This is a genomic window from Mesorhizobium sp. M7A.F.Ca.MR.176.00.0.0 (assembly GCF_004023165.1).
GTDB lineage: Bacteria > Pseudomonadota > Alphaproteobacteria > Rhizobiales > Rhizobiaceae > Mesorhizobium.
In genome coordinates, this window is sequence record NZ_RZTC01000025.1 from 35246 (window position 1) to 49138 (window position 13893).

Below are 13893 nucleotides of genomic sequence, written 5' to 3' on the forward strand. Positions count from 1 at the left end.
CGTAGATTGTCAATTATCCAACTCCCGATGAACGGGAGGAAAACAGGGAACAGCACGATGAAGCCCAAATCCGCCGCAAGTCGAATCCGCCATATGCTGATGAGCACGACGCTGATCGGCATGTTTGCCGTATCAGCCGCCCCCGCCTTTGCCGACGTCGTCAAGATCGGCCTGCTTGCGCCGCTGACCGGCCCTGCCGCGGCGGACGGCCAGGAATTCCAGCGCGGCGTGCAGATGGCCATCGACGAGGCCAACGCAGCCGGCGGCGTTGCCGGGGAGACGTTCGAACTGGTGGTCGGCGACGTCAAGGATCAGTCCGCCGGCAACGTCACCAGCGCGGTCGAGCGCCTGCTTGGCGATCCGGGCGTGCACTTCATGCTGACCGGCTACGCCAGCCTGACCAATTTCGAGATCGACAACATGGCCGAGGCTGAGATGCCCTATATGCTCGCGGCCACCTCGCAGCAGACCCGGGACATCATCGCGCCGAGCCCCGATAAATACATGTGCTGCTGGTCGCTGACGCCTTCCTTCGACGCCTACAACACCGACGTCACCCTGTTCGTCGAGAAGCTCGCGGCCGACGGCAAGATCACCTTGCCGACCAAGAAGGTCGCCATCATCTCGTCCGACAACGCCTATTCGAAGACCATCTCCGAAGGCATGAAGAAGACCTTCAAGGAGAAGGGCTGGACCATCACCGTCGACGAGATCGTGCCGTTCGGCGAAGTGACCGACTGGCGTTCGATCCTCGCCAAGGTGCGCGAGAACGTTCCCGATGTCGTCATCAACACCGACTATCTGCCGGGCAATTCGGCTTCGTTCCTGAACCAGTTCCTCGAGCAGCCGACCAAGAGCCTCGTCTTCCTGCAATATGCGCCGAGCGTTCCGGAATTCGTCGAGCTGACCGGCAAGAAATCGGATGGCGTCATCTACAATCTGCTCGGCGGCGCGTTGACGACGCCGAAGAACCCGCGCGCCGACGAGGTGGCGGCCAAGTTCAAGGCAAAATACGGCGTCGAGAGCGGCACCTACGGCGTCGGCCTCTACGAAATGACCAATGTCTATTTCGATGCGGTCAAGAAGGTCGGCGGCGCATCCGACCATGCGGCGATCATGAAGGCGCTGTCGGAGACCGACAAGCAGGTCGCGGAAGGGCGGCTGAAATTCGATCCCGCCACCCACCTTGCCACGCAGGGCGACGACTATATTCCGATCACCTTCTTCCAGATCTGGGATGGCCAGCGCACGCTGATCTCGCCGGAGAAATACGCCACCGGCGCCTTCAAGCTCCAGCCCTGGATGAAGTAGGGAATGGCCCTGCTTGAACTGGACGACGTGTCGAAGGCCTTCGGTTCGCTGAAGGCCGTCGACGGCGTGTCGTTCAAGGTCGAGGCCGGCGAGATCTTCGGCATCGCCGGCCCGAACGGCAGCGGCAAGAGCACGCTGTTCAACATCATCACCGGCATACCGTTCGGCCCCGACCGGGGCCGGATCCGCTTTGACGGCATTGCCATAAACGGCAAATCGGGACACGCCATCGCGCGCCTCGGCCTCGCCCGCACGTTTCAGCGCGAGACCAGCTTCGACGGGCTGACCGTGTTCGAGAACGCGCTGATCGGCGCCAGTTACGGCAAGCAGGAAAAGACAGCGGCCACGGCCCGCAATGCCGCCGCCGAGGCGCTCGAGTTCGTCGGCCTGGGATCTCGGTCGTTCGGCCGGCTTGCCGGCGAATTGTCCGTGTTCGAGCGCAAATGCCTGATGCTTGCCACCGCGATCGCCATGCAGCCGCGCATGCTCTTGCTCGACGAGCCGGCATCGAGCCTGACCAAGCCCGAGATCGAGACGTCGATCGGCCTGATCCGCCGCACCGCCGAACGCGGCATCACCATCCTTCTGATCGAACACGTGCTGACCTTCCTGATGAGCCTTTCGCAACATCTGCTGGTGCTCAACAATGGCCGCGTCCTGGCCGCTGGCGACCCGGCCGGCGTGATCGCCGACCCGCGCGTCATCGAAGCCTATCTCGGCACGAGGAGATCGGCGGCGTGAACCCCATTCTCAGCGTCGAAGGCGTCACCGCCGGCTATGGCCGCGTCACCGTGCTGCACGATATCTCGCTGGAGGCCGGCCGTTTCGGCAATGTCGGCCTGTTCGGCCCCAACGGCCATGGCAAGACGACGCTGCTGCGCGCAGTCTCCGGGCTGCTGCAACCGAAGAGCGGCCGCATCGTGTTCGACGGGCAAGACATTGCCGGCCGCAGCGCACGCGCCATCGTCGGCGCCGGCCTGATCCATGTGCCGCAAGGCAACCGGCTGTTTCCCGATCTCTCGATCGCCGACTGCATGGCGCTCGGCGCCTATTCGCCAAGGGCCCGGCCGCATGAGGCGGAGAACCGCGAAAAGGTGATCAAGCTGTTTCCGAAACTGGCGGATCGCTGGCGCCAGCGCGTGCGCACGCTGTCGGGCGGCGAGCGCCAGATGGTGTCGATCGGCACGGCGCTGATGAGCCATCCGCGCCTGCTGATCCTGGACGAGCCGACGCTGGGGCTGGCGCCCAAGATCAAGGACGAACTCTGCGCCTCCGTCATGGACATTTCGCGCGGCGGCGTGCCGCTGATCGTCGTCGAGCAGGATATCGAATTCCTGCTGGAGCTGACGCAGCAACTCTACCTCGTCAACCATGGCGCGGTGGCGACCGAGATCAAGCCGGGCGAAAGCCTCGACCACGGCGAGATCATGTCGATGTATTTTGGCCATTAGGAAAATCCGAAGATGAGCGCATTGGCGGAAATCCTGTTCGGCGGCCTGTTCCAGGGCTCGCTCTACGCCATGATGGCGGTCGGGCTGGCTCTGGTGTGGACGACGATCGGCGTGTTCAATTTCAGCCATGGCGTGTTCATGATGCTGGGCGCCTACATCGCCTGGCAGCTGGTCGAACTCGGCCTGCCGGCGGCGGTCGCCTTTCCGATCGCCGTCGTCGTCATGGCCGGCGTCGGCTGGATCCTGCAGGCGAGCGTCGTGCGGCCGCTGATCGGCCGACCCAACATCGTGCTGGTCGTCGTCATCACCACGCTGGCGGCCGGGTCGCTGATCGAGAACGGCGCGCTGACCATCTGGGGACCGCGCTCGAAACAGATCCCGGCGCTGATCGCCGGCAACGCCACCATCGGGGGCGTCGGCGTCTCCCTGCACCAGATCGCCATCATCGTCATCACGCCGCTGATCCTGGCCGCACTTTGGATGTTCCTCAACCGCACGCGGCTGGGACTGGCGCTGCGCGCCGTGGCACAGAACGAAGATGCCAGCCACCTTGTCGGGCTGAACGTCACCGCGCTCTATGGGCTGGCCTTCGCCATTGCCGCTTCGCTGGCCGGGCTCGCCGGCATCTTCATGGGCGGCTACCGTTTCATGTCGCCGGTGATGGGCAGCGACCCGCTGCTCAAGGCGCTGATCGTCGTCGTTTTCGGCGGCATATCGAGCATATCGGGTCCGATCTTCGCCGCCTATCTGATCGGCTTCTTCGAGGCAGCCTGCAGCTATTATTTCGGCTTGTACTGGACGCCGGCACTGCTGTTCGGCGTGCTCATCCTGACCCTTATGGTGCGCCCCGAGGGCATCTTTGCCAGCCGCTCCCGAGGCCTAGCATGACCGACACGACATCGCTGATCGCGCCTGGCCACGCCGAGGCGGCAACCCCGATCGCTCCAGGCCGCACGCCGTGGAAGCAGGAGGCCATCGGCTTCGTGCTCGGCTTCGCCCTGCTGGCGCTGCTGCCGCTGATCTTCGGTGACACCTATGCCCGCCACATCCTGATCATGGCCTTCATCTATGCGATCGTCGCCTCGAACTGGGACCTCAGCCTCGGTTATGGCGGCGTCTTCAATTTCGGCCATCTGGCGCTGTTCGGCATCGGCGTCTATGCCTACAGCCTGCTGACCAAGCTGGCCGAATTCGACCCGTGGATCGCGCTGTTTGCCAGCGGTGTCATCGCAACCCTGGCGGCGATCCTGGTGACCATCCCGATCCTGCGGCTGAAGGGCATCTACATCATCCTGGTCACTTTCGGCTTCGCGCAACTGGTGATGCAGGTGATCATCAGCCAGTCGGCCATCACCGGCGGCACGCAAGGGCTGGTGCGCATTCCCGGACTTTATATCTTCGACCACAACATGGTCCGCGACGGCAAGTTCGCCTATTTCTACATCGCGCTGGCACTGCTGGTGGCAAGTACGCTGTTCCTGCGCGTGTTCGTGCGCTCACGCGCCGGGGCCAGTATCGTCGCCTTGCGCGACAATGAGGAATACGCCATCAGCCGCGGCGTCTCGATCGTGCGCCAGCGCATGCTGACGCTTGCCGCGAGCGCCTTCTTCACCGGCATCGCCGGCGCCTTTTACGCCGCCTACCAGCGCAATGCCTCGATCGACGTCTTCGGCATGAGCCTCGCGACCATCATCCTGTCGACGGTGCTGCTTGGCGGCACCAGCACCATCTACGGCGCCATCGTCGCCTCCTTCGTGCTGACGATCTTCGCCGAATGGATGGCCGATTTCGGCGCGTGGCGGCCGATGATCACGGCGGTGCTGATCATCGGCGTCATGCTGGCCTACCCGAGCGGCCTGGTCGGCATGATCAAGGCTTCATGGGGCGCCGTCGCCGGACGCCTGAAGCGCCCGGGCTGATCGGCTCGGAATAGCGGCTCCGCCTCAGCGGATGCCGCACCAGTCGATGACCGAAGCGGCGATCACCTTGGCGGTCTCGACCACCGATTCGACCTCGACATATTCGTCGGAACCGTGAAACCCGTCGCCTGACGGCCCGAAGATGACACCGTCGACGCCGGCGCCGGCATAGTGCGCGGCATCGCACACGGCGACGAAGCCGCGCGCCTGCGGCGCCTTGCCGACCATGGCCTTGCGCTTCATCAGCGATGTCACCAGCGGATGATCGACCGGCGTGTTCATCGGCGGGAAATACAGCCCGCCGAGCTCCCATTGGATCGCAGGCGGGTTGTCGCGCAGCCACGCATCGGTCTGGGCGAAATGGTGGACGAACGTCTCGAAATCGCGGCGGTAGTCGGCCGAGTTCTCATCGGGCAGGAATTTCATGTCGAGATCGAGCACCGCGACGTCGGGAATGATGGCCGGGTTGGTCATGACGATCGGCAGGCCGTGCTGGCCAAGGCCGGTTCCGCCATGCATGACGCCGATGTTGATCGTGTTCATGCCGAGCGGCAGCAGCGGATGCGATTTCGCCCGCGTCCGATCCAGCTCATACTGGCGCACGGCGGCGATGAAGCGGGCGGCGATCTCAATGGCGTTGACGCCCGGCTCGAGCCGGTCCTTGTCGTGGCGCTGCGGATAGATCTCGTTGTAGCGCAGCGCCGAATGGGCGTTGCGCCCGCGGATCGTCACCCGCGCCCATTCGAGCCCGCCTTCGACCGGCAGGACATCGCCCCAGGTTGGTTCGGCGACCAGCACCGCCTTGGCGAGCTTGCCCTTCTTCACCGCGTCCATGGCGCCGAAGCCGCCGGCTTCCTCGTCGACGACCGAGTGGATGGCGAGCCGGCCCTGCAACGTGATGCCCGCCTTGCGGATCGCGCGCGCGGCGGCGATGCAAGCGGCGACGCCGCCCTTCATGTCGACCGCGCCACGGCCATAGAGGCGGCCATTGGTGATCTCGCCGCCGAACGGATCGACCGACCAGTCCTTCATCGCCCCGACCGGCACCACGTCGATATGGCCGCACAGGATCAGGCTGCGGTCCTCGTCTCCCGCCCATTCGCCGACCAGATTGGGTCGGCCGGGCAAGGCATCCCATTGCTCGGTCTTGAAACCGTCCTGCTTGAGGATCGGTTCAAGCAGCGCCTGGACATCCGCCTCGCGGTTGATCGCCGGGTTGGGCTCGAATTTGGGATTGACCGAAGGGATGCGAACCATGTCGCGGGTCAGCCCGATCAACCAGTCGCGATCGGTCTCGATCTCAGCCTGCACGGCATCGATAGTGGTCTGGTTGTCGGGCATCGTCGCTTCCTTCTCTGCGTCGCGGCGCTTTGCATCGCTGCACTGGGCGCAACGACACTATTTCCTTGTGGTTTTGGTTTTGGCGGCGTCGTCGGCCGATGACGACAGGACGGTATCGAGCGTGACCGCATTGGCACTGCGGATCTTCTCGATGTCCTCGATGCGCTTGCGCACCCCGGCGCCGTGGCCTTCCAGCGCGTGGGCGAACACGGTTTCCATCTGGGCAACGGCCGTCGCCAGCGTGTCGAACGGCGAGTTGGCGTCGATCGCGGCAACCATGGTCAGGTCCGCTATGTCAGATATCGGCGACAGCCAGACATCGGTGAACAGCAGGATGGAGACGCCGCGCTCCTTGGCCTGCTGGGCAAAGCTCACCACGTCCGACTGATAGCGCCGGTAGTCGAACACGACGAGGAGGTCGCGCTTGCCAAGGTCGATCAACAGGTCGAAATCGGCGGGGCTCAACGAACCGATGTCGCGCACGCCGGAGCGGAACTGCAGGAGGTAGCCGGCCAGCATGGAGGCGATATGCCGGCTGAACCGGCCGCCCAGCAGCACGACCTGGCCCTTGCTCTCGAGCAGCATGTTGACGGCGCGCGTGTAGGCCTGCACCGGCACTGCCGTGCGCGTGCGCTCCAGGCTGTCGGAAACCGAATGGAAATAGGCAAGTGCGGTGCCTTCGCTGGAGCCGCCCGGACGCTTGGCCTCCATCATCAAAAGCGGCGAATGCAGCCTGGATTCGACTTCGGTGAGCAGGCGTGCCTGGAAATCGGCAAAGCCGACATAGCCAAGCTTGCTCATCAGCCGCGTCACGCTCGGGTCGCTGACGCCGGCGCGCCGTGCCAGCCGGGTCGCGGTGCCCAGCCCCGACATCGGATAATCAGCGAGCAGGACCTGGACGATCTTCTCTTCCGCGGAGGTGAACGCCACGGTCGTATTGGCCAGTTCTTCGCGGATCGACATTGTCATCGCCCATCGCCGACGGAAAGACGATTATCTTACAATTTCATACATGTTTGTCAAATTTGGAACTTCTCTTACAGAGCAATCGAGAGTTCGGCATGACTTGCTATCCCATGGCAGCCAAGCCAATCGTGCAACACATCCACGTAGGCTCGAACGAGGGCTGGCGTCTATTTGAAGCTGGCGATGGGCAGGAACTTGACCGCGGAACCGGTGAAGCGCCGGTGATCGGAGGTCTGTCCTCGCGGCTGGAATCCATCGAGGTAGATGTGCTCCGGCGCTGTGCGGATGAGATTGGCGGCAATGACGGGCGCCGCCGCAGTGCTAGCTTCGCCGGCGATGCCACGATCTGTCTCAATCGGCCGGGACAACGCTGCCGGCACGATGACCGCGGTGGCTTCGGGATCGAGATTTGGCTGGACACGGTCGGCCTTCGGGCTGGTCCTGACGCGATCTTCGGGCTTCGATTGGGCAACCGAGACCCGCTGGCCGGCCAACCCATTGTGGCCGTCATCGGCGCGGTTCAAGGCCAGCAATGCAGCGACCGCATCGCCTGATTTGTCTGCTTCAAGCTGGCGCGTCGGGCTTTCCGGTCGCCATGTCGGCAACGGGATGTTGAACGCCACCATGTCCGGCGCGCCGCCCGCGGGACCGGCCGACTTGCCCGAGGGAATTTCAGCATCGGTTGCTGTTGGATTGGCCAGTTCGGCCCGCGCGGTGGAAGCGTTGGCTGCTGCAAGCGGCGCGAGTTGCGGGGTCGGAATGCTGGTCGTGGACCCGCTGCGCGGGGCGAAGGCTGGCAGCGGCACCGAGCCCGGCGCCATGGCCATGACGATCGCTTCAGGCGTCTTCCCTTCCGGTCCAATCGGCGATTCTTCGGCCCTATCGACGGAAGCCATCTGGATGTCGGCGCGCTGGGCATCCTGCGGCGGCACGATTGCGATGCCGGCGGGCCTGGGTTCAACGGACTTGGCCGGCTTGCGTGGCGCCGGCACCGCTTCGGCGACATCATCGGTCTCGTCCGCACCGCGGCCACCCAAAAGCGTCGCCAGCAGGCGGCGCGCCGGCCTGCGTTGGCCGCCGTCGGCACTTGCCAGGTCGATGTTGGGCGTGCCGGCGCCCTTGCGCGATTTGTAGGCGGCAAACGCCTGCCCATAACCGGGCAGCGGTTTGCCGTCGCTCGGCACATGCAAGGTGTTGCCGTTCGGGAATACCCTTGCGAGTTCCTGGCGGCTGATGCCCGGCCAATGCCGCACATTGCCGACATCCATATGTATGAAAGGCGAGCCCGAGGTAGGGTAATAGCCTACGCCGCCGCCCTGCATCTTCAGGCCGATGTCGCGCAGCTTCTTCAGCGGCACATCCGGCAGGAAGAAGTCCATCGCACGGCCAACCATGTGTTGGCTTTCCCGAGCCACGCCCTTCGAGCGGCTGCGCAGCATGGCGTTCGTCGCTGGCGACCGATAGGCGCTGACCACGTGGATATAGGCTCTCGAGCCGCTGGCGCGATAGGCCTGCCAGACAAGATCGAGCAGGCGCGGATCCATCTTCGTCGGTTCGTTGCGACGCCAGTCGCGCAGCATGAGATTGATCTTCTTCAATCCCGCCGGATCATAGCGCCCATTGCGCTTGAAGACGATTTCAGCCTTCTCGCCCGTATGGAGATGTTGAATCTTCAAAGCACGCGTCTCCGCGAACGCGCCGGTGACACACAGGCAAAGGAACGCTGCGATGATGGCAGGCAGTGTCCAAAGACGGGAAGCACGGGGGGCGTTTTGCACGTTTTCGCTCACGTTCATGCCTTGCACGTTCTTGTTTCGGGCGATTTCAGGTTCCGCCCAGATGAAGAGCCTTTCAGCCCTCTTCCTGACAAGCATGGACTTGACCGACGCAGACAGGCGTCCATGCCACAACACGTCATGTTGATGAACAGCATCTTGGTTAACGAATCGTGTCGCTTCCGAGAACGCGTTTCGGCTGGAGTTGCCTGTGGCAGCCATTTTCTGGAGCAATGCACGGCTGATGAGGTCCGCCAGCACGACGGCCGCGCCGTTCCCATGTAGCCGCCTCGCCCTCGCAAATGCAGAGAACGAATGTGCGGCAACAAGGATGTTGGAAACTGGTGCTGCGAGAGAGGATTGAACTCTCGACCTCTCCCTTACCAAGGGAGTGCTCTACCACTGAGCTACCGCAGCCGCTGATGGCGGGGCTTCTGCCATATCGAACCGGCAAGCGCAAGGCCAAGCGCAACGCTTCTGTGAAAGCCTTTGCCGGATAGCTTTTTAAGACATGGCAGTGCCACAATGTTGGCTATCCCTGAACAGCAAGCTGGTGGGTCGCCGGCGGCGACGGGGCGATGGACGACAAGGCAATTCCAGTGAAAAAGGATGGTCCACCGAAAAACAGCGCAACAATCCGCAAGGATCGGCTGGCCGAGCAATTGCGCGCCAATCTGCAGAAGCGCAAGGCGCAGTCACGCTCGCGGCGCACCGGCGATGCCGACGAGCGGCCGGACGGGCTCGCTGCATCGAAGGAAATACAAAAAGATTAACTCAAATCGGCCACTCTTGGCCCGGGGTGGGCGAAATCCCATTTCTTGAACCAGCGTAATTCTTGAACCAGATTGGCCAATGGTCTAGACGGGCCGCTACTCAAACGATTGAACCGGCCCTTTTTGGCCGAGAGGGACGTTCTTCCATGGATCGCATCAGAATTGTCGGGGGCAACAAGCTCTCCGGAAGCATTCCGATCTCGGGCGCGAAAAACGCGGCGCTGCCTTTGATGATCGCCTCGCTTTTGACCGACGACACGCTGACGCTGGAAAACGTGCCGCATCTGGCCGATGTCGAGCAACTGATCCGCATCCTGGGCAACCACGGCGTCGATTATTCGGTCAATGGCCGCCGCGAGAAGCAGAATGAGGGCTATTCGCGCACCATCAACTTCTCCGCGCGCAACATCGTCGACACCACAGCGCCCTACGAACTGGTGTCGAAGATGCGCGCCTCGTTCTGGGTGATCGGCCCGCTGCTGGCCCGCATGGGCGAAGCCAAAGTGTCGCTGCCGGGCGGTTGCGCCATCGGCACGCGGCCGGTCGATCTGTTCCTCGAGGGCCTGCAGGCGCTGGGCGCCGATATCGACGTCGACACCGGCTATGTCATCGCCAAGACAAGGAATGGCCGGCTTGTCGGCAACCGCTACATCTTCCCGAAAGTCTCGGTCGGCGCCACCCATGTGCTGATGATGGCCGCGGCGCTCGCCAAGGGCGAGACGGTGCTGGAAAATGCGGCTTGCGAGCCCGAGATCGTCAACCTCGCCGAGTGCCTCAACGCCATGGGCGCGAAGATTTCCGGCGCCGGCACGCCAACCATCACCATCGACGGCGTCGAATCGCTGTCGGGTGCGCGCGTGCGCGTCATCCCCGACCGCATCGAGACCGGCACCTATGCCATGGCCGTCGCCATGACCGGCGGCGACGTCGTGCTCGAAGGCGCGCGGCCGGACCTGCTGCAGACGGCACTGGACGTGATCGCCCAGACGGGTGCGGAGATCACCCCGACCAATTCCGGCATTCGTGTGAGGCGCAACGGCGCCGGCATTTCGCCGGTCGACGTGACGACAGCGCCGTTTCCGGCCTTCCCGACCGATTTGCAGGCGCAGTTCATGGGCCTGATGACGATGGCCAAGGGCAAGTCGCGGATCACCGAGACGATCTTCGAGAACCGCTTCATGCATGTGCAGGAACTGGCGCGGCTCGGCGCTCATATCACGCTTTCGGGCCAGACGGCGATCGTCGACGGCGTGCCGAAACTGAAGGGCGCGCCGGTCATGGCGACCGATCTTCGCGCCTCGGTGTCGCTGGTCATCGCCGGCCTGGCGGCGGAAGGCGAGACCACGGTCAACCGCGTCTACCATCTCGACCGCGGCTTCGAGCGGCTGGAAGAAAAGCTGTCCAACTGCGGCGCGGTGATCGAACGGATTTCGGCGTAGCCCGCGACCTCGGCTCCTCTCCAGCAACGCAGGAGATTGGCGAGATCCTTCGCGGCAGCGTCCTTCTCCCCGTCACTATACGGGGAGAAGTGCCCGGCAGGGCGATGAGGGGCAGCGCAGACCTGCAGCTGTTGGTGCGGTTGCACCGATCGCCAAGACCGCCTAACAGAAGGCTGAACAATCAACCTTCAGGTGCGAAATCCGCATGACCGGCCTTAAGCTTATCGCGCTAGACGACCAGGACCTGAGCATCGTTTCGGCCCACGTCCAGGATGCCGTGCTGAAAGTCAGCGACCTCGAATTCCTGCCTGCGGCCAAGCGTTTCCTGCTGACCATGAACCGTTTCGTCTGGGAGGCAAAATCCGGCCTGTTTCGCCAGCACAATGAGCGACGGCAGGCCGTGCTGCATTTCGACCGCGTGCTCGGCGCCAAGACCAGCGGTATCGACCGCGACAAGCCTGCGGAAGTCCTGTCGCTGCTGGCGATCAGCTTCATCGAGATCAGCAAGCCGGCCGGCATCGTCGAGCTGATCTTCTCGGGCGGCGGTGCGATCATGCTCGACGTCGAATGCATCGAGGCCCGCCTTGCCGACATTGGCGGGGCGTGGGAAGCCACCTCGCGCCCCATCCACAAGGCCTGAGCGTCCGATGGCCATCACGCTTCGTCAGTCCGACGCCGATTTCGAGCAGCGTTTCGCCGCCTTCCTGTTGACCAAGCGGGAAGTGTCCGCCGACGTCGATGCAGCGGTGGGCGCCATCATCGCGCGCGTGCGCGCCGAGGGCGACGCGGCGCTGATCGACTATTCACGGAAATTCGATCGCGCCGATCTGGCTGGACTGGGCATCGCCGTTTCGAAGGACGACATCGCCCAGGCCTACAAGGCCGCCGACCCAAAGACGATCGAGGCGCTGGAATTCGCGCGCGACCGCATCCGCTCGCATCATGAGCGGCAGCGACCAAAGGATGACCGCTATACGGATGCCGCCGGCGTCGAGCTCGGCTGGCGCTGGACGGCGGTCGAGGCGGTTGGGCTCTATGTGCCGGGCGGCACGGCGAGCTATCCAAGCTCGGTGCTGATGAACGCCGTGCCGGCCAAGGTGGCCGGCGTCGAGCGCATCGTCATGGTCGTACCGGCGCCGGGCGGCATCATCAATCCGCTGGTGCTGGTGGCGGCCGACATATCAGGCGTGTCGGAAATCTACCGTGTCGGCGGCGCGCAGGCGATCGCCGCCCTTGCCTACGGCACCGAAACGATCAGGCCGGTCGCCAAGATTGTCGGCCCGGGCAATGCCTATGTCGCGGCGGCCAAGCGCCAGGTGTTCGGCGCCGTCGGCATCGACATGATCGCCGGGCCGTCGGAAGTGCTCGTCGTGGCCGACGGCAGCAACGATCCGGACTGGATCGCGGCCGACCTGCTGGCCCAGGCCGAGCACGATGCATCGGCGCAATCGGTCCTGGTCACCGACGATTCAGCCTTCGGCATCGCTGTCGAACAAGCCGTCGAGCGCCAGTTGCAGAGCCTGCCACGCGCCGAGACGGCGGCGGCGAGCTGGCGTGATTTTGGTGCGGTGATCCAGGTGTCGACCATCGACGCCGCGCTGCCGCTGGTCGACCGCATCGCCGCCGAACATGTCGAACTGGCCATCGACGACGCCGAGGGCTTCCTGTCGCGGATGCGCAACGCGGGTGCGGTCTTTCTCGGCCGCCACACGCCGGAAGCCATCGGCGACTATGTCGGCGGCTCCAACCATGTGCTGCCTACGGCGCGCTCGGCGCGCTTCTCGTCCGGTCTGTCGGTGCTCGATTTCGTCAAGCGCACGTCGATCCTCAAGCTTGGACCGGAACAGTTGCGGATCTTGGCGCCGGCGGCGATTGCGCTGGCCAAGGCGGAAGGCCTTGACGCGCATGGGCGCTCCGTCGCCATACGGTTGAACATGTAGGCGGCGATGTCTGGCCCCGATCAAACCCGCGCCAGGCTGATCGATGTCGAACTCGATGAATCGATCGGCCGGTCGACACCCGATGTCGAGCATGAACGCGCGGTGGCGATCTTCGACCTGATCGAGGAGAACAGTTTTCAGCCCGTCAATGACAGCGGCGACGGCCCTTACCGGCTGAAACTGTCGCTGGCCGAGCAGCGCCTGGTGTTTGCCGTGGCGCGCGAGGATGGCACCGCCGTCGTCACCCATATCCTGTCGCTGACGCCGCTCAGGCGCATCGTCAAGGATTATTATATGATCTGCGAAAGCTACTACGACGCCATCCGTTCCTCGACGCCGAGCCACATCGAGGCGATCGACATGGGCCGCCGCGGCCTGCACAATGAAGGTTCGCAGACGCTGATGGACCGGCTATCCGGCAAGATCGACATCGACTTCGATACGGCGCGCCGGCTGTTCACGCTTGTCTGCGTACTGCACTGGCGGGGCTAGCCCTGGCACCCGGCGCCCTGCCCCGTTCGATCCTGTTCCTGTGCGGCATGAATGCCGTGCGCTCGCCAATGGCGGAGCAACTGGCGCGCCGCATGCTGCCGGCCACCGTCTTTGTCGCTTCGGCAGGCGTTCGCGCCGGCGAGCGCGATCCATTCGTCGATGCGGTGCTTGCCGAAGACGGTCTCACGCTGGGCGGGCGTCACCCAAGGACGATGGACGATCTCGAGGACGACTATTTCGACCTCATCGTCACGCTGGCGCCGGAAGCGCACCACGCCGCACTTGAACTCACCCGCTCGCTCGCTGTCGAGGTCGAATACTGGCCGACGCCGGACCCGACCGACGCCAGCGGCACCCGCGAACAGATCATGGCTAGTTATCGCGACGTGCGCGAGCGGCTGAAGGTGCGCATAGGCCGACGTTTTCTGCTTCCAGGAGCAAAAAACGCGACGGATTAAGCGTGTTCACAAGCGGACGATTATCATA

At 63.9% G+C, this 13893-nt stretch carries 14 protein-coding genes and 1 tRNA gene; 11 read left to right on the forward strand and 4 right to left on the reverse strand.

Features of this window, described 5'->3' with window-relative positions; all coding sequences use genetic code 11:
• Positions 1–57 precede the first annotated feature (57 nt).
• From EOB59_RS11120 to EOB59_RS11140, 5 genes are read left to right on the forward strand one after another with little or no spacing between them, the layout of a single operon-like run.
• Positions 58–1311, forward strand: a complete 1254-nt coding sequence (locus tag EOB59_RS11120) for an ABC transporter substrate-binding protein (protein WP_128288372.1) — start codon at positions 58–60, stop codon at positions 1309–1311.
• A 3-nt stretch (positions 1312–1314) separates the two neighbouring features.
• Entirely contained in the window at positions 1315–2052 is a 738-nt protein-coding gene (locus tag EOB59_RS11125; protein ID WP_127396607.1) for an ABC transporter ATP-binding protein, read from the forward strand.
• Complete coding sequence (locus tag EOB59_RS11130; RefSeq protein WP_127396606.1) at positions 2049–2762, forward strand: ABC transporter ATP-binding protein; 714 nt, start codon at positions 2049–2051, stop codon at positions 2760–2762. The genes EOB59_RS11125 and EOB59_RS11130 overlap by 4 nt, the downstream gene beginning before the upstream one ends.
• Positions 2763–2774: 12 nt before the next feature.
• Entirely contained in the window at positions 2775–3650 is an 876-nt protein-coding gene (locus EOB59_RS11135; RefSeq protein WP_127321147.1) for a branched-chain amino acid ABC transporter permease, read from the forward strand.
• Positions 3647–4681: a branched-chain amino acid ABC transporter permease gene (locus EOB59_RS11140; protein ID WP_127396605.1), complete on the forward strand. Its 1035-nt coding sequence runs from the start codon at positions 3647–3649 to the stop codon at positions 4679–4681. Before EOB59_RS11135 ends, EOB59_RS11140 begins: the two co-directional genes overlap by 4 nt.
• A 24-nt stretch (positions 4682–4705) precedes the next feature.
• On the opposite strand, the gene EOB59_RS11145 is transcribed toward EOB59_RS11140, so the two are convergent.
• The 4 genes from EOB59_RS11145 to EOB59_RS11160 all read right to left on the reverse strand — a co-directional run bounded on the left by EOB59_RS11145 (position 4706) and on the right by EOB59_RS11160 (position 9180).
• On the reverse strand, positions 4706–6022 hold the full coding sequence (locus EOB59_RS11145) for an ArgE/DapE family deacylase (protein WP_127396604.1): 1317 nt from the start codon (positions 6020–6022) through the stop codon (positions 4706–4708).
• A 57-nt stretch (positions 6023–6079) separates the two neighbouring features.
• Positions 6080–6985, reverse strand: a complete 906-nt coding sequence (locus EOB59_RS11150; protein WP_127396608.1) for a MurR/RpiR family transcriptional regulator — start codon at positions 6983–6985, stop codon at positions 6080–6082.
• Between the two features lie 170 nt (positions 6986–7155).
• Positions 7156–8784, reverse strand: a complete 1629-nt coding sequence (locus tag EOB59_RS11155) for a DUF882 domain-containing protein (RefSeq protein ID WP_245486596.1) — start codon at positions 8782–8784, stop codon at positions 7156–7158.
• Between the two features lie 321 nt (positions 8785–9105).
• Positions 9106–9180 (reverse strand) — tRNA-Thr (locus EOB59_RS11160).
• Positions 9181–9341: 161 nt separating this feature from the next.
• Here EOB59_RS11160 and EOB59_RS11165 point away from each other — a divergent pair.
• From EOB59_RS11165 to EOB59_RS11190, 6 genes are all read left to right on the forward strand, one after another.
• Entirely contained in the window at positions 9342–9536 is a 195-nt protein-coding gene (locus EOB59_RS11165) for a hypothetical protein (RefSeq protein ID WP_127268678.1), read from the forward strand.
• 146 nt (positions 9537–9682) lie between these two features.
• Positions 9683–10975: a UDP-N-acetylglucosamine 1-carboxyvinyltransferase gene (murA, locus tag EOB59_RS11170; protein ID WP_127268679.1), complete on the forward strand. Its 1293-nt coding sequence runs from the start codon at positions 9683–9685 to the stop codon at positions 10973–10975.
• Positions 10976–11180: 205 nt separating this feature from the next.
• Positions 11181–11615 carry a DUF2948 family protein gene (locus EOB59_RS11175; RefSeq protein ID WP_127268680.1) on the forward strand — a complete coding sequence of 145 codons (435 nt, stop codon included), beginning with the start codon at positions 11181–11183 and terminating at the stop codon, positions 11613–11615.
• 7 nt (positions 11616–11622) lie between these two features.
• Complete coding sequence (gene hisD, locus EOB59_RS11180) at positions 11623–12915, forward strand: histidinol dehydrogenase (protein ID WP_127396016.1); 1293 nt, start codon at positions 11623–11625, stop codon at positions 12913–12915.
• A gap of 6 nt (positions 12916–12921) precedes the next feature.
• Entirely contained in the window at positions 12922–13407 is a 486-nt protein-coding gene (locus EOB59_RS11185; RefSeq protein WP_013530198.1) for a UPF0262 family protein, read from the forward strand.
• Positions 13395–13865 (forward strand): low molecular weight phosphatase family protein, encoded by a 471-nt coding sequence (locus EOB59_RS11190; protein ID WP_127272356.1) that lies wholly within the window; start codon positions 13395–13397, stop codon positions 13863–13865. The genes EOB59_RS11185 and EOB59_RS11190 overlap by 13 nt, the downstream gene beginning before the upstream one ends.
• Positions 13866–13893: the final 28 nt, after the last annotated feature.